The sequence below is a fragment of the Actinomadura rifamycini DSM 43936 genome, from assembly GCF_000425065.1.
Taxonomy (GTDB): Bacteria; Actinomycetota; Actinomycetes; order Streptosporangiales; family Streptosporangiaceae; genus Spirillospora; species Spirillospora rifamycini.
In genome coordinates this window covers 86,813-107,145 of the sequence record NZ_AULB01000031.1, presented here as the reverse complement: position 1 = coordinate 107,145, position 20,333 = coordinate 86,813, and the positions used below count along the sequence as shown (strand labels likewise).

The following is a 20,333-nucleotide window of genomic DNA, read 5'->3' as shown; positions in this document are numbered from 1 at the left end:
GAAGAAGTTCGTTGCCCGATGGGAAGTCCGTGGTGAAAGCGTGGATCGTCGGCCTCGTCGCGCGCGCTCGCCGCGTGCTGCTAACCTCGCGCCGAGACGGGAGGACGATGAGCGAACCGGTGGTCATCGACGGCGGCGACCGCGCCTGCGTGCGCCTGCTCCTCGAACTCCGCGGCCGGCTCGCGGACCTCCCGCCCGGGACGGTCGTCCACCTCATGGCCGCCGACCCCGCGGCCCCCATCGACATCCCCGCCTGGTGCCACCTGACCGGGCACGCCTACCTGGGCCCGCTGGACGGCGCCCCCACCCCGACCTACGCGCTCCGCGTGGCCGCGGACGCCGTCCCCACCGCCTCGGAATCCCCCTGGCGGACGGCCTAGCCCTCGGGCACCAGGTAGCGGCCCCAGATCTGCGCCTTCCGGTACGGCCCGTCGCCCGCGCCGTCGTACTGCGGCTCGTCGAACACGACCCAGTACTGGAGCTCCCCGGGCAGCGCCCGCGGATGCCGCACGGGCTCGGGCGGCCCCAGGGAGTCGATCGTCCCGGAGAACTCGTTCCGCCACGGCCCGTCCCAGTCGGGATCGCGGACCACCCGGACCCGCCGGCCCGCGGCGAGCGCCCCGGCCGCCGGGTCCGGGCCGCCCGGTCCGCCCCGGCCGTCCCGCGGCCGCGCGCTCACGACGCGGCACCGGCGCGCCGGACGGCCTCGGCCATGCGGGCGTCACCCGCGGCCGCGGAGCCGGCGGCGACGCCCGCGCGGTCGGCGGCGGACCGGTTCTGGCTCAGCTTCGCCTTCGCCTCCACCCGGGTGATCCGCAGTTCCAGCCCGACGACCGCGCGGAACTGCCCCGCGACGAACCCCGCCGGCGCGTCGTCGACCGACCAGGCGTCCGGCCGTCCGGCCTCGTGCAGGTCGGTGAGCCGCCGCACCAGCGACCCGGTCCATTCGGGATCGTCGTGGACGACGAGGTCCCCGTGGACGTGGGCGGTGACGTAGTTCCACGTCGGGACGACCCGCCCGTGCTCGGCCTTGGACGCGTACCACGACGGCGACACGTACCCGTCGGGGCCGTGCAGGATGGCCATCGCCCCGCCGTCGGCCGGCTCCCTCCACTGGTCGTTGTTCCGGGCGACGTGCGCGAGCAGCGCGCCGTGCTCCCCGGCGGACGGGTCGTAGAGGACGGGCAGGAACGTCGCCAGCAGCCCGCGCGGCGTCGCCGTCACGAGGTCGGCGGTGCGGCAGGTCTCCAGCAGGCTGCGGACCTCGGTGTCGTCCATGGAGAAATGGGCCGGTACGTACATGTTCCTCCCGTTCGTTCGTGCGCGGGTGCGACGGTATCGCGGCGGCGTGCGAAGCTGGACGCGTGAGCGCGGAGGAGGAGCGGGACGGTGTCCGGCTGACGAACCTCGACCAGCCGCTGTTCCCGGACGCCGGGGCGACCAAGCGGGACCTGGTCGACTACCTCGACGCGCTCGCGGACCGGCTCGTCCCGCAGTTCGCGGGGCGTCCGCTGTCGGTGGTCCGCGTGCTGCGCGGCCAGAAGCCGTTCATGCAGAAGAACCTGCCCAAGTACACGCCGGACTGGGTGCGGCGCGTGACGCTGTGGGCCGAGTCGTCGCGGCGCGAGGTGTCCTACGCGCTGTGCGAGGACCGCCGGACGCTGCTGTGGTTCGCCAACCAGCGCGCCGTGGAGTACCACCCGCCGCTGATGCGCGTGGACGCCCCCGACCGCCCGACGCACCTCGTGCTCGACATCGACCCGCCGGAGGGCGGCGGGTTCGCCGTCGCCGCGCGGGCCGCGCACCTGGTCCGCCGGGCGCTGGACGACTCGGGGCTGCGCGGCGCCGTGAAGACGAGCGGCGCCAAGGGCGTGCACGTGTTCGTCCCGCTCGCCGGCGGCGATCCGGTGGAGGACGTCGCCGCCGCGACGCGCGCGCTCGCCGCCCGCGCCGAGCGCCTCGACCCGGAGCTCGCCACGACCGCGTTCATCCGCGAGGACCGGGCGGGCCGCGTGTTCCTCGACTCCACGCGGGCGGGGACCGGGACCGTCGCCGCCGCCTACAGCCCGCGCATCCGCCCCGGCACGCCCGTGTCGTTCCCGGTGCCGTGGGACGGCCTGGACGCCGTCGACCCGAAGGCGTTCACCCTCCGCACGGCGCTCGGGCTGCTCGGCGACGGCGATCCGTGGGCCGAAGCGATGCCCGGCCCGCAGGGGCTGCCCGCCGACCTGGTCGAGGAGGGACGGGCGATCCCGGTCGCCCGCGTCCAGGCGATGCACGAGGGCAAGCGCCGCGCCCGCGCCCGCCGCACCGGCGGCTGACGGGCAGGCCGCACCGGCGGCTGACGGGCAGGTCGCGGCGGCGGCCGACGGGCCGGTCGCGGCGGTCAGGGGAGCTTGTGGCGGACCTTGCGCGCGCCGCGGCGGATCGGGGACTCCTGCGGGTGCGGCTCCGCGAACACGGACGCGAGCGCGAGCGCGGCCTCGGCGCCCGCGGCGGCGACCTCCTCGGGCGTGGGGGCCGGGTCGCCGTCGTGCTCGGGGGCGTAGGCCAGGTCGCCGATGTCGCCGACGACGGCGGCGCCCGTGCCGGGGAGCGCGGCGACGTCCTCCCGGCTCCACTCGGCGACCCGTTCGCGCCACTCGGGCGGCACGGCGACGCGGCCGCCGCGCCGGTCGCGGGACCGGAACCGCTCGATCACCGCCTGCCGGGCGCGGTCGGCGTCGCGGCCGGTTCGGTTCTCCGCCCGCACGGCGTCGTTCAGCGCGGCGACGACGAGGGTCTCGGGCGCCGTCAGGCCGGTGTGCGCGGGCCCCTCCTCCCGGACGGGCGGCAGGTCCGCGAGGCCGGGCGCGCCGATCGCCTCGGCGAACCGGCGCCAGAGCAGTGCGGGCGGGCGGCCGGGCGAGGTGACGACGGTGATCCGGGACGCTCCGGCGGCGGACCAGCGCCGGACGAGGCCGCTCAGCGCGAACGCCCGCCAGATGTGCGCGTCGGGGGCGTCCTCGATGTGGCCGGGGCCCTGGTCGCGGTGCGCGGCGAGGCCGGTGAGGTAGCCGCCGAAGGCGGTGCCGCGGCCGTTGCGGATGTGCTGCTGCCACAGCGACGGGAGGGCGCGGCCCAGGCTGCGGGCCGTGACCACGACCTCGACGTCGGCGGTGCCGAGCGACTCCAGCAGCCGCCGGACGGCCGGGCCGCGCACGACCGACAGGGCCTCGGCCGACAGCAGCACCGTCCCGGGCGACTCCCGCACGTCGTCCCGCAGCTCCGCCCAGCCGGGCGCCTCGCGGGCCGCGCGGGCCTCCGACACCCACGGGTACTCGGTGCCGAGCAGGCCGTAGGTCGACCATTCGTGGTTGGCGACGGTCCGGCGCCCGCGGTCCCAGTCCGCCGGGACCGGGTAGCGGACGCCCGCGTCCGCGAGCGCTTCGGCGTTGCTCTGCAGCATGTGCTGGAGGAAGGTCGTGCCCGACTTCTGCAGGCCGATGTGCAGGATCAGCTTGGACGCCACGGACGACTCCCTCGTGGAAACGGCGACGGCAATCATCGCATCCGGACGGCGCGCCGCTCGGCGCGGGCGGGGCACGGAACCGCGGGGACGTCCCGTCAGCCCTGCGTCCGGCGGCGCCGCCGCGGCAGCGCCCCGGGCGCGCCGAACGAGCCGTGCGGACCGGACGGGACGTCGGGCGGGACGGGCCGCGGCGCGGGCACCGGCGGGGGAGCGGGGGCCGGGCCGTCCGGCCGGGCCTCCTCGACGAGGCCGTCCTCGTACAGCGTCGCCAGGTCGGCGAGCACGGAGAACAGGCCGCGGCCGAGCGCGAACGCGATGTCGCGCGGGGTGCGGCGCCCGTCCGCGTGGTCGAGGACGGCCCGGCGGCCGCCGCCGGCGGGGGCGTGCCGGGCGGCGGCGGTGGCGCGCGGGCGGCTGCGCGCCGACAGCGGCGCGGTGCGCGGCACCGGGCTCCACGCCTCCAGGGCGGCCAGCCGCCGCCGCACCTCCCGCGCGACCCGGTCGGCGGGCAGGCCGGGCTCGGCGGACAGGAGCGGCGCGCCGCCGGTCCCCGCGCTCCCGTCGGGGACGGCCGTGCACGTGCGGACGCCGCCGAGGGCCATCGCGAACACCGCGTCGACGAGGGCCGTGCGGGTGACGACCTGCAGCCCCGCGGCGCCGAGGAGGCCGCGCCGGACGAGTTCGTCCCCGAGGCGCCCGCGGGGCGCGCCGGCCGTGAACGCGGCCGTCCAGTCGTCCTCGGAGATGCGGCCGGAGCGCAGCAGCAGCGGTTCCGGGCCGGGCGCCGCCGGGGTGGCCGCCGCCACGACGAGCCCGCCGCGCATCGCGACCGTGCCGCCGGGCGAGCCGTCCACGCGCAACGTGCCGGTGAATCCCCGGCCGCCGCGCCGCTCCAGCGCGGACGGCAGGATTCCTGCGCCTCTGGTCATCGTCCCTCAGCTCCGGAAACGCCCGCGCCCCGCGGACGAAGGTTATTTACGGTGAGATGTCGCGATCGTCGGAAACAACCTGTACCGAGTGTGCGGACAATCCGCTCCCCGGGATGATCTCCAAGATAGATTGTTGCCCGAAATAGGCGATATGCCGCAGTCGGGGGGCGCCGGGCCGTTCTCCGTGCGCGCCGCTCCCGGGGACGACGGAAGGGCTCCATGAACATCGAGACCGCGCTGAAGGAGGCCATGGCGATCGACGGCGCCCAGGGCGCCGCGCTCGTCGACTACGACAGCGGGATGACGCTCGGCGCCTACGGCGGCGGGCAGGGGCTCGACATGGAGATCGCCGCGGCGGGCAACACCGAGGTCGTCCGCGCCAAGATCCGCACCCTGGAGTCGCTCGGCATCGACGACACCGTCGAGGACATCCTCATCACCCTGCACCGGCAGTACCACCTGATCCGCCTGCTGGAGCGCGGCGGACCCGCCCGCCTCTTCCTCTACGTCGCGCTGGACCGCGAGCGGTCCAACCTGGCGCTCGCCCGCCACCACCTGCGGCGCATCGAGGGCGAGCTCAGCGTCTGAGCGGCCCGCCGGCGGGAGCGGCGGCGACACGAGGGGGAGGGTCATGCGGGAAACGGTGCTCGCCGAGCTGCGGGCGCTGCGCGACGAGGTGGCGGGGGCGACCGACGCCGCCGTGGCGTCGTCGGACGGGATGCTCATCGCCGCCGACACCGGCGACGTCCGGCCGGACGTGCTGGCGGCGATGGCCGCCGCCGCGCTCGGCCTCGGCCGCAGCACGAGCGACGAGGTGGGCCTCGGAGAGCTGCGCGAGGTCGTGACCCGCTGCGGGCGCGGCCACATCGTCGTCTACGCGGTCGGGGAGAGGGCGCTGCTGGTCGTCCTCGGCGACGAGGGACTGGACGTCGCGGACCTGCACCTGCGGTCCCGTCCGGCGGTCGAACGGCTCGAAGCGATCGTCCGGCGGGACGGCGTCCCCGCGGGGTAGTCCCGGACCGGCGCGGCCAGTGGAAAACGGTGCGGCGGCCGCGATGATTTCCCGCCGCGGGGCAGGTCTCCAACGAAGACGCCGCAACGAGGAGGCACCGATGGTCGCCGAGGGATTCACCACCTGCCTGTGGTTCGACGGGCAGGCCGAAGAGGCCGCGAACCACTACGTCTCGATCTTCAAGGACTCCGGGATCGGGCCGATCGCGCTCGCCCCGGAAGGCACGCCGGGCGCGACGCCGGGCCAGGTCCTGACGGTCGAGTTCACGGCCAACGGGCAGAAGTTCGTCGCGCTGAACGGAGGCCCGCTCTTCAAGTTCAACGAGTCCGTCTCCTTCGAGATCCGCTGCGCGGACCAGGAGGAGGTCGACTACTACTGGGACCGGCTGCTCGAAGGCGGCGGCGAGGAGAGCGTCTGCGGCTGGCTCAAGGACCGGTTCGGAGTGTCCTGGCAGGTCACCCCGGAGGAACTGAACCAGATGTTCCTCGACCCCGACCAGGAGAAGACGGCCCGCGTGAACAAGGCGATGATGACGATGCGCAAGCTCGACCTCGCCGCCCTGCGCAAGGCGTACGCCGGCGAGTGACCGCGCGGGCGGCCGCCCGGACCACCGGACGGCCGGGCCGCCGGACGGCCGGGCCGCCGGAAGACGCGTGCGCCCCGGCCCGTCACCGGGTCCGGAGCGCTGCGCGGAGCCCGCTCAGGTCACGATGGCGCCGCCGCTCAGCAGGCCGAACAGCAGCAGGCCGATCACCACGCGGTAGACCACGAACGACGTGAACGAGTGGCTGGCCACGAACTTCAGCAGCCACGCGATCGAGGCGTACGCGACGAGGAACGACACGACGGTGCCGACGAGCAGCGGCAGCACGCTGTTGCCGGTGCCGAGCGCGCCCGGCAGCTGGTAGAGGCCCGCGCCGGTGAGCGCCGGGATCCCCATGAAGAACGACAGCCGGGTCGCGGCGACCCGGTCGAGGCCGAGCAGCAGCCCGGTGGAGATCGTCGCGCCCGACCGGGAGAACCCGGCGAACAGCATCGCGAGGATCTGCGACGAGCCCACCAGCATCGCGTCCTTGAAGCCGGTGTCGTCCTCCCCGCGCTTGTGCCGGCCGTACCGGTCGGCGAGCCACATCACGACGCTGCCGCCGATCAGCGACCCGGCGACCACCCACAGCGACGCGAGCGGCCCCTCGATCAGCGGCTCGGCGGCGAGGCCGACGGCCACGACGGGAACGGTCGCGAAGATGACCCACCACCCGAACTTGTAGTCGTGGTGGTACCGCTCGGACGGTTTGACGATCCCCGTCCCCCACGCCTTCACGATGCGGAGAATGTCTTTGAAGAAGTACACCAGGACGGCGGCGATCGCCCCCACCTGGATCACGGCGGTGAAGCCCACGACCGACTCGTCGTCCACCGGGATGCCCATCAGCCCCTCGGCGATCTTGAGGTGGCCGGTAGAGGACACCGGCAGGAATTCGGTCAGACCCTCCACGATGCCGAGGACGATGGCCTGGCCTACGCTGATCGCGCTCACGTGACTCGTTTTTCCCTCTCATGCCCGGTTACGCGCCGTGAGCCTATCGCCGCCGCACGGGCCGAACCCGCATATCGGCCGCGCGTTATCCCACCGGCCATCGGTTGTTCATCCACCGGACGGCGGCCCAATACGCCTCGCTCGCTCGATCGTCCAGCATAAATGCCTCCGAAGCGGCGGTCCCGTCCGCTTATCATGCTCGCGTGTCGCTCGCCCCGGTCCGTTCCCGCGCCGTTCGTAAGGAATGGAGCACGCCGCGCTGGCTAATGTCAATGCTGGTCTTTTCCGTGGGAATCGCCCTGTTGTTCTGGATCGCCGCGACGGGCGTGCTCGTCGGCGGCCGGACCGCGGTGGAATCCGCGCGGGAAAAGGGCGTCCCCGCGTACATCGGCGCCCGGACGGCCCACGCCGCGCTGTCGGACGCCGACCGGGCCGCGTGGCAGAGCTTCCGGTCGGGCGCCGCGCAGCTCACCGGCCCGGGGCAGCGGTTCCGCGACGACATCACCACCGCGGGCGACAGCCTCTCGCGCATCGCCGAGGTCGACGCCGGCGGCGAGGCCGGCCGCGACCTGCTGCGCTCGGTGAACGCGCAGGTCGTGACCTACCAGGGCCTCGTCGAGCAGGCCGACGCCACCTACCGCAAGGGCCTGGAGGAACTCGGCTACGCCTACCTCACCTACGCCTCCCGCATGCTGCACGCCGACGGCGGGCTCCTCGACCGCATCGACGAGATCGCCGAACGCGACCGCCGCGCCGTCGGCGAGCGGCACGGGTCGTTCTGGGTCACCGACGCCGCCGTGGCGGCCGTCTGCCTGATCGCCGGCGCGCTCCTGGCCGTCCTCGGCTACGTGCAGGCCGCGATGGCCCGGCGCTTCCGCCGCGTCCTCAACCTCCCGCTGCTCGCCGCGTCGGTGCTGCTGCTCGGCCTGACGGCCTGGGTCGCCGCCACGTTCCTGCGGGCCGGCGACGCGTTCGCCGCCGCGGCCGAGCGGGGCCTGCCCGCGTTCGACCGGACGGTCCGGGCGCAGATCGCCGAGGCCGACGCGGGCGCCCGGGCGCTGCGCGAGGACCGGCCCGCCGCGGCCGGGGGCGGGCTCGACCTCGCGGCGGCCGAACGCGCGCAGCGCCCGCTGGCGGCCCGGCTCGGCGGCGCGACCGACACCCGCGGGCTCGTCGCCGGGCTCCCGGCGGGCACCGCCGCCGTCGCGGGCCTCGCCGCGCTGGGGATCTGGCTCCGACTCCGCGAGTACCGGAGGTGACCGTGCGCCCGCCGCCCGCCCGTACCTTGCCCGCCCGCGCCCTGTGCGCCCTCGTCGTGCTGTGCGCGTCCCTGCTCACCGCCTGCGGCGGCTCCGGAGGCGACCGGACGGTCACCGTGCTGGGCTCGTGGACGGGCGCGGAACGCGAGGCGTTCGGCGCGATGCTGGCCGGGTTCGAGCGGGAGACCGGCATCGACGTGAAGTACACCGGCACCCGCGACGCGCGCGCCGTGCTGGCCAGCGAACTGCACGACGGGCACCCGCCCGACACCGCCGTGCTCGCCAACCTCGGCGACCTGCGCGCCTACGCCGCCGACGGCCACCTGCACCCCGTCGGCTCCGCGTCGCGGGGCATCGCCGCCGCGCTGACCACCGCCGCCGGCCCGGACGGCGGCCGCCGCCCGTACGGGATCGTCCTGAAGGCGTCGGTGAAGAGCCTCCTCTGGTACGCCCCGGACACGCTGCCCGGCGGGCTCGCCGAGCGCCTCCGCGACCCGTCCCTCACCTGGGACGACCTCGCCGCCGCCGTGCCGGGGACGGCCGACGCCCCCTGGTGCCTCGGCCTCGAGGACACCTCGCAGTCGGGCTGGCCCGGCACCGACTGGATCGAGGATCTCCTGCTCCACCTGTCCGGCCCGGAGGTCTACGACGCGTGGGTGTCCGGGCGGCTCGCCTGGACGTCGCCTGAGGTGCGCCGCGCGTGGCGGGAGTTCGGGGCGGTCGTGCGGGACGCGCACGGCGGGAACGGCGGCATCCTGCTCACCGGCTACGGCGAGGCCGGGCACGGGATGTTCGCCGACCCGCCCGGCTGCCGCTTCGACCACGCGGGGTCGTTCATCCCCGCCTTCTACGCGCAGGCCGAGGGGAGCCCCGAGCCCGGCCGCGACTTCGACTTCGTGCCGTTCCCCGGCCGGGGCACCGTCGAGATCGGCGGCGACCTGCTCGGCATGTTCAGCGACACGCCCGCCGCCCGCCGCCTCGTCGCGTACCTGACGTCGGAGGAGGCGCAGCGCACCTGGGTGGAGCGGGCCGGGTCCGGCGCGTACTCCCTCAACCGGGACATCCCGCCGGACGACTATCCGGGCGACGTCCCGCGGCGCATCGCCGGGCTGCTCGCGGGCGCGGAGACCGTGCGGTTCGACGCGTCCGACTCCATGCCGAGCGTCATGGCCGCCGCGTTCAACCACGCCGTCCTCGAGTACGCCGCCGACCCGGCGGACGAGCGCCTCGACGCGATCCTCACCGCGCTCGACAAGGTCCGCCGCACCACCGACTTCGACGCCTGACCGATGGCGGGAGCGGCGGTCTAGGCGCGCGGGGCGGTGCGGAGGGCGGCGTTCTCCACGCGGATCCGCGTCCGCAGCAGCCCCAGGTTCACGACGGTGAACAGCGCCGCCGTCAGCCAGGCGGTGTGGACGAGCGGCAGCGCGACGCCCTCGGCGACCACGGCGGCGTAGTTGGGGTGCGGCATCAGCCGGTAGGGGCCGCGGGCGACCGGCGGCAGCCCCGGCACGATCACCACCCGGGTGTTCCAGCGCCGGCCCAGCGTCGCGATGCACCACCAGCGCAGGCCCTGCGCGAGCACGGCGACCGCCAGCATCGGCCAGCCCAGGGCGGGCAGGAACGGGCGGCCGAGCAGCCACGCCTCGAGCGGCGCCCCGGCCAGCAGCCCGGCGTGCACCGCGACGATCCCCGGGAAGTGGCCGCGCCCGTGCTCGACCCCGCCGAGGCTCCGCGCCCACGCCAGGTTGCGCCGCGCGACGACCAGCTCGGCGAGGCGCTCCAGCGCGACGAGCCCGATGAGCAGCGCGAACCAGGTCACCGGGTCACCAGCGCAGCAGGACGAGCTCGGCGGAGAACCCGGGCCCGAGCGCCATCAGGACGCCCGGGACGCCCGCGGCCGGACGGCGCTCGGCGATCGTCCGCTCGAGCACGTTCAGCACCGACACCGACGACAGGTTCCCCGCGTGCCGCAGCGACGCCCACGTGACGTCCAGCTCGCCGCCGTCCAGCCCGAGGACCTCGCCGATCTTCTCGATCACCTTGGGGCCGCCGGGATGGCACACCCAGGACGGCACCGCGTCCCGGGACAGCCCGTGGTCGCGCAGGAAGGCGTCCACGTCCCCGGCGAGCTCCTTCTCGACGAGGTCGACGAGGTCGGCGGCGAGCACGATCCGGAACCCGTGCGCGCCGACCTCCCAGCCCATCAGCCGCCGGGTGCCGGGGTACAGGCGGCTCCGGGACGCCACGACCCGCGGGCCCGCGGCGCCGTCGGGCGGCCGCCCGGCCGTCCGGTCGTCGCCGAGCGCGACGGCCGCCGCGGCGCCGTCCCCGAACAGGCCGCTGCCGACGAGGTTGGGCGCGGACACGTCCCCGCGCTGGACGGTCAGCGAGCACAGCTCCACGCACACCAGCAGCGCCGCGCCGTCCGGGCGGCCCCGCAGGTGGTCGTTCACCCGGGCGAGGCCCGCGGCCCCGGCGGCGCAGCCGAGCCCGAACACCGGGACGCGCACGACGTCCTCGCGCAGCCCGACGCGCTGCGCGATCGTCGCGTCCAGCGAGGGGGTGGCCAGCCCGGTGGACGAGCAGAACAGCAGGTGGTCGATGTCGGACGGGGCGAGCCCGGCGGCGTCGAGCGCGGCGCGGGCCGCGCGCTCGCCGAGGTCGGCCGCCCGGTCGATGTAGGCGTCGTTCGCGGCGGTGAAGTCGGCGAGCAGGTCGTACTCCTCGATCGGCAGCGCCAGGTTGCGGCCGCCGACCTGCGTGTTGGTGTGGAACCGGGCGAGCAGCCGGGGGTCGGCGTCGGTCCGGGCCGCGACGGCTTCGGTGATCTCCTGCTGCGCGTACCGGTGCTCCGGCAGCACGGTCCGCACCGCTGCAACGCGCATGGCCGCCTCCCCCCGATGGCGCCCGGCCCGCCGCGCGGACCGGGCGCGGTGTCCTCAATCGTGCCTGCGTCCGGGCAGGTTCTCGTACATGTCGGTGAGCTTCTGCCGGAGTCCGCGGGCGGCGATGCCGGCCTTCTGCGGGTCCCTGGCGCCGGCCTTGACGGTCTTCTTGGCCTGCTCCTTCGGGACGTGCGGCGGGATCGGCGCGATCTGGTCGTCCACGACGAACTCCAGGACGACCGGCCGGTCACTGGACAGCGCCTCCTGCCACGCGCTCTTCACCTTCTTCGGCGAGTCGCAGTAGATGCCCTTCAGGCCGCACAGTTCCGCGTACTTCGCGTACGGGAAGTCCGGGATGGACTGCGAGCCCTCGTACTTCGGGTCGCCGCCCATGGCCCGCTGCTCCCAGGTGACCTGGTTGAGGTCGCGGTTGTTGAAGACGCAGAAGACCAGCGGCGAGCCGCCCATCCGGTCGGCGTACCGCTTCACCGTGAGCATCTCGTTCATGCCGTTCATCTGGAACGCGCCGTCCCCCACGAACGCGATGACCGGGCGGTCGGGGAAGGCGAACCGCGCGGCGATCGCGTACGGGACGCCCGGCCCCATCGTCGCGAGCGTCCCCGACAGCGACGCCTTCATGCCCTCGCGGATCCTGAGGTGCCGCGCCCACCAGTTCGTGCCCGAACCGGAGTCGGCGGTGAGGACGGAGCCGTCCGGCAGCAGCGGCGACAGCTCGTGCGCGACCGCCTGCGGGTTGATCTTGCCGTCGAAGCTCTGCCGGGCCCGCTTGTCCAGCACGGCGTCCCAGGCGCGGACGTTCTTCTCGATCTCCTTGCGCCAGGAGCGGTCCTTCTTGCGCCGCAGCAGCGGGATCAGCTCGCGGAGGGTCTCCTTGGCGTCGCCGACGACGTGCGCGTCCATCGGGTACCGGATGCCGATCATGCGTCCGTCGATGTCGATCTCGACGCCGCGGCAGCTGCCCTCGTCCGGCAGCCACTCCGCGTACGGGAAGCTGCTGCCGATCATGAAGAGGGTGTCGCAGCCCGCCATCATCTCGTCGCTGGCCTTCGAGCCGAGCAGCCCGATCGGGCCGGTGACGAACGGCAGGTCGTCCGGCAGGACCTCGCGGCCGAGCAGCGCCTTGGCGACCCCGGCGCCGAGCAGTTCGGCGACCTCGACGACCTCCTCGCGGGCGCCGGCCGCGCCCTGCCCGATGAGGATCGCGACCTTCTCGCCCTCGTTGAGGACGTCGGCGGCCTTGCGCAGCTCCTCGGGGTTCGGCAGCACGCGCGGGCGGCTCCACCCCACGCTGGAGAACACCGCGCCGTGCTCCTTCGGCGGCGACGGCATCGCGTCCGCCTCCTGGACGTCCTCCGGAACGATGATCGTCGCGACGCCCCGGGCGGTCAGCGCCGTCTTGAACGCCCGGTCGATCACGTGCCGCATCTGCCCCGGGTGCATGACCACCTGGCAGTACTCCGAGACGTCGGAGAACAGGTCCTCCAGGTTGACTTCCTGCTGGTAGTGGGTGCCCTGCGCGAGCCGCTTCTGCTGCCCGACGATCGCGACGACCGGCTGGTGGTCCAGCTTCGCGTCGTACAGGCCGTTCAGCAGGTGGATCGCCCCCGGACCGGACGTCGCGACGCAGCAGCCCACCTCGCCGGTGAACTTCGCGTGGCCGCACGCCATGAACGCCGCCATCTCCTCGTGGCGCGTCTGGACGAACTCCGGCCTGCCCTCGGCGCGGTCGAACGCGCCCAGCATGCCGTTGATGCCGTCCCCCGGATATCCGTAGACCCGCTCGACGCCCCACTCGGTCAGGCGCTGGAGGACATAGTCGGCTACCTGCTGGGCCATGTCTCGTACTCTCCCGATCGTCGTCGGTGGCTCGGCACCCGTCTCCACCTCCCGAGTCCCCGGGGAGCCCGCACCCAAACAACGCGGCCGAGCCCCCGCGACGGTCGTTTCGCGGCGTCCACCGGAGGCAGGCAGGGCGCGTCGCCGACGGGAGGGGCGCCGATGCCCCGGGGGAGGACGCCGTACCGGCCAAAGCGTGCCGGCCGGAACCGTGTGCAGGGGGCCCGTCTCAGGTGAGGGCGTCCAGCAGCGCCTCGACCGACAGCCTGCGGGCCTCCCGGGCCGCCGGGAGGACGTGGTCGAGCCCGTAGAACCCGTGGAACGCGCCGTCGAACCGGCGCGCGCGCACGGCGACGCCCGCGTCCACCAGGCGCGCGGCATACGCCTCGCCCTCGTCGCGCAGCGGATCGCACTCGCCCGTGATGACGCAGGCCGGGGGCAGCCCCGCCAGGTCGGGCGCGCGCAGCGGCGACGCGCGCGGGTCCGCGCCGCGCGCCGGGTCCGGCAGGTACCGCTCCCAGTACCAGCGCATGTGGTCGGCGGTGAGGAACGGCCCGGCGGCGAACTCGCGGTAGGACGGGCTGTCCCGCGCGGCGTCGGTGACCGGGTAGACGAGCAGCTGGAACCGGATCGGCGGGCCGCCGGAGTCGCGGGCGTCCAGGCACGCCACCGCGGCGAGGTTGCCGCCCGCGCTGTCCCCGGCGACCGCGAGCCGGCCGGGGTCGCCGCCGAGCGCGGCGGCGTTCGCGTGCGCCCACGCGACGGCCGCGCCGGCGTCCTCGACCGCCGCCGGGAACGGGTGCTCGGGCGCCAGCCGGTAGTCCACCGACACGACGATCATCCCGGTGTCGGCGGCGAGCGCCCGGCACGTCCGGTCGTGGGAGTCCAAGCCGCACAGGACGAACCCGCCGCCGTGGAAGAACACGACGACCGGGACGGGCGCGGGGGAGTCCGGCCGGTAGATCCGCACCGGGACGGGGAGGGGCGCGTCGATGACGCGGTCCTCGACGGCGGCGACCGGGATCGGGTCGAGGTCGGGCCGGGGCGCGGCGGCCAGGATCCGCCGCGCCTCCGCCGCGTCCGACACCTCGGTCCCGATGCGGGGGAAGGTCGCGGTCATCGCGTCGGCGATCTTCGCCGCCAGGGGGTCGAGAGGCATACCGGGGGTCCTCCTCAGCCGGCCGCCGCCTGCGCCATCATGACGACCTCGCCCGCGGTCCAGCCGCCGTCCACGGCCAGCTCGGCGCCGGTCACGTAGCGGGCCGCGTCGGAGATCAGGAACGATACCGCCTCGCCGATCTCCTCCGGGAGCCCGACCCGGCCGAGCGCGGCCAGCGGGAAGCCGCCCTCGCCCTCGGTGGCGTGCTCGGAGGTCATCGGCGTGTACGTCATGCCGGGGTGCACCGAGTTCACCCGGATCCGGTGCATCCCCAGCTCCGTCGCGGCGATCTTGGTGAGGCCGCGCACGCCCCACTTGGCCGCCCCGTACGCGCTGGTCAGCGGCAGCGCGGTGAGCCCCGCGGCGGACGAGATGTTCACGATGGACCCGCCGCCGACCGCCTTCATCGGCTCCAGCACGGCCTTCATGCCGAGGAACACCCCGGTCAGGTTGATCCGCAGGACCTTCTCGAAGTATTCGAGCGTCTCGTTCTCCAGCAGCGCGTTGGACGAGACGCCCGCGTTGTTGACGAGCCCGTCGATGCGCCCGTACTCCTCCAGCGCCGCCGCGGTGACGGCCGCCCAGCCGTCCCGGTCGGCCACGTCGTGCCGGACGAACAGGCCGCCGACCTCGGACGCGGTCTCGGCGCCCGGTTCCTCGAGCAGGTCCGTGACGACGATCTTCGCGCCGTCCCGGGCCATCCGCCGCGCCGCCGCGGCGCCGAGGCCGCGGGCACCGCCCGTCACGATGACCACCTTGTCCTGCGGTTCTGCCGACATCGCCGTCTCCTTGATCATGTTCGGTCGGGACTACGCTGAGGCGCATGGTGAACCCCCCGCCCCGGTCGCGCGCCGAGCCCGCGACGCTCCCCGCCACCGCGTGGGCCGTCCTCGGCATGCTGTCCTTCGGCGAGGAGCTGACCGGGTACGAGATCCGCAAGTGGGCCGAGCACATCCTGCGGTTCTTCTACTGGTCTCCCGCGATGAGCCAGATCTACGCCGAGCTCAAACGCCTGGAGAAGGCCGGGTACGCGACGTCCCGGACGGACGTCGCCGACGACGGCCGCCCCCGCCGCGTGTACGCGATCACCCCGGAGGGGCGGGACGCGCTCGCCGGGTGGGCGTCCGACGCGCCCGTCGGCCCGCCCGTGCTCAAGCACGGCCCCGCCCTGCGCGTGTGGCTCGGCCACCTCGCCGGGCCCGAGCGGCTGCGGCAGGTCGTGACCGAGCAGCGGGACCGGGCGCAGCGGCTGGTCGAGGAGGCGGAGTACTCCCGCCGGGTCGCCGCGACCGGCACGGGCTGGACGCACGCCGAGCTGGTGGCGCGCTGGGCCGTCCGCTACCACGAGGCCGAACGGGACCTGGCCGAGCGGATGCTGGCCGACCTGGACGAACTCGCCGCGCGCCGCGCGCCCGGATGATCACGCGCGCCTCCGCAGCGCGTCCTTGACGACCTTCCCGCCCGCGTTGCGGGGCAGCGCGTCCACGACGTGGAAGTGCCGGGGGACCTTGAAGTTCGCCAGGCGCTCCCGCAGCCACGCCGTGAGCTCCTCCGGCCCGACCTCCGCGCGGGTGACGAGCCACGCCGCGCCGACCTCGCCGAGCCGCGCGTCCGGGACGCCCAGCACCGCGGCCTCGACGACCGCCGGGTGCGTCACGAGCACGCTTTCGATCTCGGCCGGGTAGGCGTTGAACCCGCCGACGACGAACATGTCCTTGAGCCGCCCGGTGACGGTGAGGTAGCCGCGGGCGTCCAGCCGTCCGAGGTCGCCGGTGCGCAGCCGGCCGTCCGCGTCGATGGCCCGCGCCGTGGCCTCCGGGTCGTCCAGGTAGCCGCGCATGAGGTGCCGCCCGCGCACCCGGATCTCGCCCTGCTCGCCGGGCGGCAGGGCCCGGCCGTCCGGGGCGGCGATCCGGATCTCGGTGCCGGGCAGCGCGGGCCCGCTGGTGCGCGCGACCGTCTCGGCGTCGGCGTCCACCGGGCACACCGACACCACCCCGGCGGCCTCGCTCAGCCCGTACGCGGTGAAGACGTGCGGGACGCCCAGCTCGCCGCGGATGCGGCGGATCAGGTCGACGGGGATGTCGGCGGCGCCGGTGCCCGCCAGCCGCACCCGGTGTGCGGGCCGGTCGGGCAGCTCCAGCAGCGAGGTGAAGATCGTCGGCGGTCCGAGGAGCACGCTGACCCGGTCGGCGGCCAGCCGCTCCGCCACGGCCGCGGCGTCGAACACCGCCTCGGGCAGCATCGTCGCGCCGTTCAGCAGGCACGCCAGGATGCCCGCCTTGTAGCCGAACGTGTGGAAGAACGGGTTGATCAGCAGGTACCGGTCGCCCGCGCGGAGCGTGGAGACCTCGCTCCACGCCCGGAACGCCCAGAGCGTCGCGTCGTGCGTCGACATCGCGCCCTTGGGGCGTCCGGTGGTGCCGGAGGTGAAGACGATGTCGGCGATGTCGTCCGGCCGGACGCCCGCCGCCCGGTCGCGGGCCGCGTCCGCGCCGACCGCCGCGGCGCCGGCGAGGAAGCCCGCCCAGCCGAGTTCGCCGCCCGCGGGCTCTCCCTCCAGCAGGACGGTCCGCCGCAGCTCGGGCAGGTCCTCGCCCGCCAGCATCGCCGGGTAGTCGTTGCCCAGGAACCCCCGGACGGTGAACAGCGCGCTCGCCCGGCTCCGCCGCAGGACGTCGGCGGCCTCGGCGCCCCGGTACCGCGTGTTCAGCGGCACGAGGACGGCGCCCGCGCTCACCAGCCCCAGCGCCGCGACGATCCAGCCGGTGCCGTTGGGCGCCCAGATCGCCGCCCGGTCGCCGGGCCGCACGCCGGCCGCGATCGCCGCGCGCGCCGCGGTCTCGACCTCGTCCCGCAGCCGGGCGAAGGTCCAGCGCACCTCGCCGGCGGCGACGGCCTCGCGCCGGCCGTGGACGCGCGCCGCGTGCTCGACCAGCGCGGGGATCGTCTCTGCGGTCATGGGTGCACTCCTTCGGGCCGGGTCGCCTTGACATCGAACCACACCAATGCTTCTAATCGGAATGTTCCTAATAGAAATATGTCGGTTCGAGACCTGGAGGCGTCATGACGGTGCGCACCGCAACGGCGGGGGAGATCGACGGGGAGCGGATGCGGCGGGTGCTCGGCGCGTTCTGCACCGGCGTCGTCGCGGTCACGGCCGTGGACGGCGGCGAGCCGGTCGGGATGGCGTGCCAGTCGTTCGCGTCGCTGTCGCTGGACCCGCCGCTCGTGTGCTTCTGCCCGTCCGGCGCGTCGACGACGTGGCCCCGGATCCGCGCCGCCGGGCGGTTCGCGGTGAACGTGCTGGCCGCCGACCAGGGCGACCTGTGCCGGGCGATGGCCGGCCGCGACAAGTTCGCCGGGGTGCCCTGGACGCCCGGCCCGGGCGGCTCGCCCCTGCTGGACGGCGCCCTCGCCTGGATCGAGGCCGACGTCGAGCGCGAGCTGCCCGGCGGCGACCACACGATCGTCGTCGGGCGGGTGCGGCACCTCGCGTCCGTCCGGGAGGCCGGGCCGCTGCTGTTCTTCCGGGGCGGGTTCGGCGCCCTGGCGGCGTGACCGGGGGCGTCAGTCCTCGCGGGCGGCCAGCTCGTCGAGGTCGGCGAGCATCTGCCGGGTCAGCTCCTGCTCGGCCTCGTAGTGACGCGCCGACCAGCGCAGCACCAGCTCGGGGTAGGCCCACTCGGCGACCTCGGCGGCGCCCTCGGCGTCGGCCTCCGCCCGCCGGCGCATCGTGGCGGCGTAGGCGCCGTGCTCCTCCAGCACCTCGCGGAGCCGCTCGGGCGTCATGAGGTGGCCGAGCCAGGCGCGCAGCATCACGCCGTGCTTGAGGACGGGCGGTTCGACGGGCGCCTCGCGGGCCCAGCGGGTGACGGCGTCCAGCCCGTCCGGCGTGATCGCGTAGACGCGCTTGCCGCGGGTGCTCTCGGTCAGCTCGACCCGGGACGTCGCGTAGCCGACCTTCTCCAGCCGCTTGAGCTCGCCGTAGATCTGGCTGAACGACGGGCTCCAGTAGAAGAACTTCAGGCTCCAGTCGGCCCACTTCTTCAGGTCGTAGCCCGACAGCTCCTCCCCGAACGAGAGCAGCCCGAGGACGGCCCAGCTGGTCGGCGGCAGGTGCGGGTGGTCGGTCACCCGGCCAGCGTAGCGCTCCCCGCCTACCGGACCGTGATGTAGCACCGCCCCGATATATCTGTAAGAAGTATTCCTATTCGAAAGACCGGAGGTACCCCCATGGAGTTCTCGATGATCTTCGAGGCCCAGCTCGCGAAGCCCACCCCCGAACGCGAGCGCCGCGTGCTGCTCGACTGCGTCGAGCAGGCCGTCTACGGCGAGGAGATGGGCTTCGACCGCGTCTGGGCCGTCGAGCACCACGGGCTGGAGCGGTACGCGCACATGACGGCGTCCGAGATCTTCCTGTCGTGGGTCGCGGCGAAGACGTCCCGCATCCGCATCGGGCACGGCGTCGTCTGCATGCCGTTCCGGTACAACCACCCGGTGCGGGTCGCCGAACGGGTCGGCATGCTGGACGCCCTGTCGGGCGGGCGCCTCGACGTCGGCGGCGGCCGCGGCTCCACCCGCATGGAGATGGGCATGTACGGGGTCGACCCGTCCGACACCTACCCGCAGATGGAGGAGTCGCTGCGGTTCCTCGCGAACGCGTGGCGCAAGGACGAGGTCGACTGGCACACCGACCTGCTCGACGTCGGCCCCGCCAAGATCATGCCGCGCCCCGTCCAGACGCCGCACCCGCCGCTCTACATGGCGTGCAGCAAGCGCGACACCGTCGGGCTCGCCGCCGAACTCGGCGTCGGCGCGCTCGTGATGGGCTTCGCCGGGCCCGAGGAGGTCAAGGAGATGTACGACCTCTACCACGCCACGATCCGCACCCGAAGCGCCGACCGGCTCGTCGGCCCCGACACCAACGACAAGTTCGTCGCCCTCTGCCCCACGATCGTCCTGGACGACCCCGAGCGCGCCCTGCGCATCGGCGCCCGCGGGCAGCGGTTCTTCGCCGAGGCCATCGCGCACTGGTACGGCAACGGCCCCGCCCCCGCCGAGGACACCGAGGACGACGACAACATCGCCGCCCTCGCCCGCGACAAGGAGGCGCTCGTCGCCAAGCTCAACGAGGCGAACATCCCGGCCCGCCCGCAGGACACCGGCGCCTTCAACGCCGAGCACGCCTACGGCACCGCCGGCGACGCCATCGAGTACGTGGAGCGGCTCGCCGCGATCGGCGTCGACGAGATCATGTGCCTCGTCCAGATGGGCACCGTCCCCCAGGACGTGGCCATGGAGACCATCCGGCAGTGGGGCGAGACCGTCATCCCGCACTTCCGGACCAAGGCATGAGCACCCTGGACGGCAAGGTCGCGATCATCACCGGCGCGGCCCGCGGGCAGGGCGCCGCCGAGGCCCGGCTGCTCGCCGCGGCCGGCGCGCGGGTCGTCCTCACCGACGTCCTCGACGGGACGGACGTCGCCGCGTCCATCGGCGCCGCGGCGGCGTTCGTCCGGCACGACGTGACCTCGGCCGGCGACTGGGCGCGCGCCGTCGGCACGGCCCGGGAGCGGTTCGGGCGCGTGGACGTCCTCGTCAACAACGCGGGCCTGTGGCGGACCGCGCCCGTCGAGGAGGAGACCCGCGCGCGGTTCGAGCTGATGCTCCAGGTCAACCTCGTCGGCCCGTTCCTCGGCGTGCAGGCCGTCGCGCCCGCGATGCGCGCGGCCGGCGGCGGGTCGATCGTGAACGTGTCGTCCACCGCCGGGCTGCGCGGCATCCGCGGCCACGCGGCCTACGGGGCGAGCAAGTTCGGCCTGCGCGGCCTCACCCGCTCGGCGGCGCTCGACCTGGCCGCCGACGGCATCCGCGTCAACTCGGTCCACCCCGGCGTGGTCGACACCCCGATGATCGCGGAGCTCGGCGTCGAGCGTGGCGCCGGGAAGGCCCCGCGCGTCCCGCTGGGCCGCGCGGGCGTCCCCGAGGACGTCGCGGGCCTCGTCCTCTTCCTGGCCTCCGACGCGTCGTCCTACATCACCGGCACCGAGCTGGCGGTCGACGGCGGCCTGACGACGAACTGACCCCGCGCGCGAAAGGCCGCCGGGCTCCCGAACCGGCGGCCCGTCCGCGTGCCGCGCGGCGGTTCGCGGGCGGGCGCGCGAAAGGCCGCCGGGGG

Annotated in this window: 23 protein-coding genes and 1 pseudogene; 11 read left to right on the top strand and 13 right to left on the bottom strand. The window is 74.7% G+C overall.

The window, feature by feature from the left end:
* Positions 1 to 107 precede the first annotated feature (107 nt).
* Entirely contained in the window at positions 108 to 380 is a 273-nt protein-coding gene (locus H505_RS0127465) for a sulfurtransferase TusA family protein (RefSeq protein WP_026404549.1), read from the top strand.
* Here H505_RS0127465 and H505_RS44640 read toward each other — a convergent pair.
* Together H505_RS44640 and H505_RS0127455 are read right to left on the bottom strand one after the other, a co-directional pair.
* The gene (locus H505_RS44640) at positions 377 to 679 is read right to left on the bottom strand and encodes a hypothetical protein (RefSeq protein WP_051301222.1); all 303 of its coding nucleotides are present in this window, start codon (positions 677 to 679) and stop codon (positions 377 to 379) included. The genes H505_RS0127465 and H505_RS44640 overlap by 4 nt on opposite strands.
* Positions 676 to 1,302 carry an FMN-binding negative transcriptional regulator gene (locus tag H505_RS0127455; protein ID WP_026404548.1) on the bottom strand — a complete coding sequence of 209 codons (627 nt, stop codon included), beginning with the start codon at positions 1,300 to 1,302 and terminating at the stop codon, positions 676 to 678. The genes H505_RS44640 and H505_RS0127455 overlap by 4 nt, the downstream gene beginning before the upstream one ends.
* A 62-nt stretch (positions 1,303 to 1,364) precedes the next feature.
* Between H505_RS0127455 and ligD the strand changes: the two genes are divergently transcribed.
* Entirely contained in the window at positions 1,365 to 2,321 is a 957-nt protein-coding gene (ligD, locus tag H505_RS0127450; protein ID WP_026404547.1) for a non-homologous end-joining DNA ligase, read from the top strand.
* A gap of 65 nt (positions 2,322 to 2,386) precedes the next feature.
* Here ligD and H505_RS44635 read toward each other — a convergent pair whose 3' ends face one another.
* Both H505_RS44635 and H505_RS44630 read right to left on the bottom strand, forming a co-directional pair.
* Positions 2,387 to 3,511 carry a hypothetical protein gene (locus H505_RS44635; RefSeq protein WP_051301221.1) on the bottom strand — a complete coding sequence of 375 codons (1,125 nt, stop codon included), beginning with the start codon at positions 3,509 to 3,511 and terminating at the stop codon, positions 2,387 to 2,389.
* A 95-nt stretch (positions 3,512 to 3,606) separates the two neighbouring features.
* Complete coding sequence (locus H505_RS44630; protein ID WP_157433145.1) at positions 3,607 to 4,440, bottom strand: hypothetical protein; 834 nt, start codon at positions 4,438 to 4,440, stop codon at positions 3,607 to 3,609.
* A gap of 219 nt (positions 4,441 to 4,659) precedes the next feature.
* Here H505_RS44630 and H505_RS0127435 point away from each other — a divergent pair, with 219 nt between their 5' ends.
* The 3 genes from H505_RS0127435 to H505_RS0127425 all read left to right on the top strand — a co-directional run bounded on the left by H505_RS0127435 (position 4,660) and on the right by H505_RS0127425 (position 6,038).
* Positions 4,660 to 5,028, top strand: a complete 369-nt coding sequence (locus H505_RS0127435; protein WP_026404546.1) for a hypothetical protein — start codon at positions 4,660 to 4,662, stop codon at positions 5,026 to 5,028.
* 43 nt (positions 5,029 to 5,071) lie between these two features.
* A complete protein-coding gene (locus H505_RS0127430; RefSeq protein WP_026404545.1) occupies positions 5,072 to 5,452 on the top strand; it encodes a roadblock/LC7 domain-containing protein in 381 nt (126 codons plus the stop codon).
* 100 nt (positions 5,453 to 5,552) lie between these two features.
* Positions 5,553 to 6,038, top strand: coding sequence for a VOC family protein (locus H505_RS0127425; RefSeq protein WP_026404544.1), 486 nt, complete (start codon positions 5,553 to 5,555; stop codon positions 6,036 to 6,038).
* Between the two features lie 114 nt (positions 6,039 to 6,152).
* On the opposite strand, the gene H505_RS0127420 is transcribed toward H505_RS0127425, so the two are convergent.
* Positions 6,153 to 6,989 (bottom strand): undecaprenyl-diphosphate phosphatase, encoded by an 837-nt coding sequence (locus tag H505_RS0127420; RefSeq protein ID WP_026404543.1) that lies wholly within the window; start codon positions 6,987 to 6,989, stop codon positions 6,153 to 6,155.
* Positions 6,990 to 7,276: 287 nt separating this feature from the next.
* Here H505_RS0127420 and H505_RS0127415 point away from each other — a divergent pair, with 287 nt between their 5' ends.
* Together H505_RS0127415 and H505_RS0127410 are read left to right on the top strand one after the other, a co-directional pair.
* Positions 7,277 to 8,248, top strand: coding sequence for a hypothetical protein (locus tag H505_RS0127415; RefSeq protein ID WP_157433144.1), 972 nt, complete (start codon positions 7,277 to 7,279; stop codon positions 8,246 to 8,248).
* The gene (locus H505_RS0127410; protein ID WP_157433143.1) at positions 8,245 to 9,534 is read left to right on the top strand and encodes an ABC transporter substrate-binding protein; all 1,290 of its coding nucleotides are present in this window, start codon (positions 8,245 to 8,247) and stop codon (positions 9,532 to 9,534) included. Before H505_RS0127415 ends, H505_RS0127410 begins: the two co-directional genes overlap by 4 nt.
* 20 nt (positions 9,535 to 9,554) lie before the next feature.
* Here the strand turns inward: H505_RS0127410 and H505_RS0127405 are convergent, their stop codons facing one another.
* The 6 genes and pseudogenes from H505_RS0127405 to H505_RS0127385 all read right to left on the bottom strand — a co-directional run bounded on the left by H505_RS0127405 (position 9,555) and on the right by H505_RS0127385 (position 14,931).
* Complete coding sequence (locus tag H505_RS0127405) at positions 9,555 to 10,070, bottom strand: isoprenylcysteine carboxyl methyltransferase family protein (RefSeq protein ID WP_026404540.1); 516 nt, start codon at positions 10,068 to 10,070, stop codon at positions 9,555 to 9,557.
* Between the two features lie 4 nt (positions 10,071 to 10,074).
* On the bottom strand, positions 10,075 to 10,497 hold the full coding sequence (locus H505_RS52520; protein WP_267898541.1) for a 3-oxoacyl-[acyl-carrier-protein] synthase III C-terminal domain-containing protein: 423 nt from the start codon (positions 10,495 to 10,497) through the stop codon (positions 10,075 to 10,077).
* Between the two features lie 69 nt (positions 10,498 to 10,566).
* A pseudogene (locus H505_RS52515) lies at positions 10,567 to 11,160 on the bottom strand (type III polyketide synthase); the annotation flags it as partial.
* A 30-nt stretch (positions 11,161 to 11,190) separates the two neighbouring features.
* Entirely contained in the window at positions 11,191 to 12,993 is a 1,803-nt protein-coding gene (locus tag H505_RS0127395; protein ID WP_026404538.1) for a thiamine pyrophosphate-requiring protein, read from the bottom strand.
* Positions 12,994 to 13,222: 229 nt separating this feature from the next.
* On the bottom strand, positions 13,223 to 14,152 hold the full coding sequence (locus H505_RS44625) for an alpha/beta hydrolase (RefSeq protein WP_034520048.1): 930 nt from the start codon (positions 14,150 to 14,152) through the stop codon (positions 13,223 to 13,225).
* Positions 14,153 to 14,166: 14 nt separating this feature from the next.
* On the bottom strand, positions 14,167 to 14,931 hold the full coding sequence (locus H505_RS0127385) for a glucose 1-dehydrogenase (RefSeq protein ID WP_026404537.1): 765 nt from the start codon (positions 14,929 to 14,931) through the stop codon (positions 14,167 to 14,169).
* 44 nt (positions 14,932 to 14,975) lie between these two features.
* Here H505_RS0127385 and H505_RS0127380 point away from each other — a divergent pair, with 44 nt between their 5' ends.
* Positions 14,976 to 15,572, top strand: a complete 597-nt coding sequence (locus H505_RS0127380; protein ID WP_026404536.1) for a PadR family transcriptional regulator — start codon at positions 14,976 to 14,978, stop codon at positions 15,570 to 15,572.
* On the opposite strand, the gene H505_RS0127375 is transcribed toward H505_RS0127380, so the two are convergent.
* A complete protein-coding gene (locus H505_RS0127375; RefSeq protein WP_026404535.1) occupies positions 15,573 to 17,114 on the bottom strand; it encodes a FadD3 family acyl-CoA ligase in 1,542 nt (513 codons plus the stop codon). It lies immediately after the preceding gene.
* Positions 17,115 to 17,218: 104 nt separating this feature from the next.
* Here H505_RS0127375 and H505_RS0127370 point away from each other — a divergent pair, with 104 nt between their 5' ends.
* Entirely contained in the window at positions 17,219 to 17,713 is a 495-nt protein-coding gene (locus tag H505_RS0127370; RefSeq protein WP_026404534.1) for a flavin reductase family protein, read from the top strand.
* 9 nt (positions 17,714 to 17,722) lie between these two features.
* Here the strand turns inward: H505_RS0127370 and H505_RS0127365 are convergent, their stop codons facing one another.
* The gene (locus H505_RS0127365; RefSeq protein WP_026404533.1) at positions 17,723 to 18,289 is read right to left on the bottom strand and encodes a PadR family transcriptional regulator; all 567 of its coding nucleotides are present in this window, start codon (positions 18,287 to 18,289) and stop codon (positions 17,723 to 17,725) included.
* A 99-nt stretch (positions 18,290 to 18,388) separates the two neighbouring features.
* Here H505_RS0127365 and H505_RS0127360 point away from each other — a divergent pair, with 99 nt between their 5' ends.
* Both H505_RS0127360 and H505_RS0127355 read left to right on the top strand, forming a co-directional pair.
* Positions 18,389 to 19,510 carry an LLM class flavin-dependent oxidoreductase gene (locus tag H505_RS0127360; protein ID WP_026404532.1) on the top strand — a complete coding sequence of 374 codons (1,122 nt, stop codon included), beginning with the start codon at positions 18,389 to 18,391 and terminating at the stop codon, positions 19,508 to 19,510.
* Positions 19,507 to 20,238, top strand: a complete 732-nt coding sequence (locus H505_RS0127355) for a glucose 1-dehydrogenase (protein WP_026404531.1) — start codon at positions 19,507 to 19,509, stop codon at positions 20,236 to 20,238. Before H505_RS0127360 ends, H505_RS0127355 begins: the two co-directional genes overlap by 4 nt.
* The last annotated feature ends 95 nt before the right edge of the window (positions 20,239 to 20,333 follow it).

Excerpts from the sequence above, each read along its gene's own strand:
- H505_RS44625 (WP_034520048.1), bottom strand. The coding sequence starts at position 14,152 with ATGCCTCTCGACCCCCTGGCGGCGAAGATCGCCGACGCGATGACCGCG.
- H505_RS0127360 (WP_026404532.1), top strand. The coding sequence starts at position 18,389 with ATGGAGTTCTCGATGATCTTCGAGGCCCAGCTCGCGAAGCCCACCCCC.
- H505_RS0127465 (WP_026404549.1), top strand. The coding sequence starts at position 108 with ATGAGCGAACCGGTGGTCATCGACGGCGGCGACCGCGCCTGCGTGCGC.
- H505_RS0127385 (WP_026404537.1), bottom strand. The coding sequence starts at position 14,931 with ATGTCGGCAGAACCGCAGGACAAGGTGGTCATCGTGACGGGCGGTGCC.
- H505_RS0127395 (WP_026404538.1), bottom strand. The coding sequence starts at position 12,993 with ATGGCCCAGCAGGTAGCCGACTATGTCCTCCAGCGCCTGACCGAGTGG.
- H505_RS44630 (WP_157433145.1), bottom strand. The coding sequence starts at position 4,440 with ATGACCAGAGGCGCAGGAATCCTGCCGTCCGCGCTGGAGCGGCGCGGC.
- H505_RS0127355 (WP_026404531.1), top strand. The coding sequence starts at position 19,507 with ATGAGCACCCTGGACGGCAAGGTCGCGATCATCACCGGCGCGGCCCGC.
- H505_RS0127380 (WP_026404536.1), top strand. The coding sequence starts at position 14,976 with ATGGTGAACCCCCCGCCCCGGTCGCGCGCCGAGCCCGCGACGCTCCCC.
- H505_RS0127430 (WP_026404545.1), top strand. The coding sequence starts at position 5,072 with ATGCGGGAAACGGTGCTCGCCGAGCTGCGGGCGCTGCGCGACGAGGTG.
- H505_RS0127425 (WP_026404544.1), top strand. The coding sequence starts at position 5,553 with ATGGTCGCCGAGGGATTCACCACCTGCCTGTGGTTCGACGGGCAGGCC.
- H505_RS0127455 (WP_026404548.1), bottom strand. The coding sequence starts at position 1,302 with ATGTACGTACCGGCCCATTTCTCCATGGACGACACCGAGGTCCGCAGC.
- H505_RS0127375 (WP_026404535.1), bottom strand. The coding sequence starts at position 17,114 with ATGACCGCAGAGACGATCCCCGCGCTGGTCGAGCACGCGGCGCGCGTC.
- H505_RS0127370 (WP_026404534.1), top strand. The coding sequence starts at position 17,219 with ATGACGGTGCGCACCGCAACGGCGGGGGAGATCGACGGGGAGCGGATG.
- H505_RS0127435 (WP_026404546.1), top strand. The coding sequence starts at position 4,660 with ATGAACATCGAGACCGCGCTGAAGGAGGCCATGGCGATCGACGGCGCC.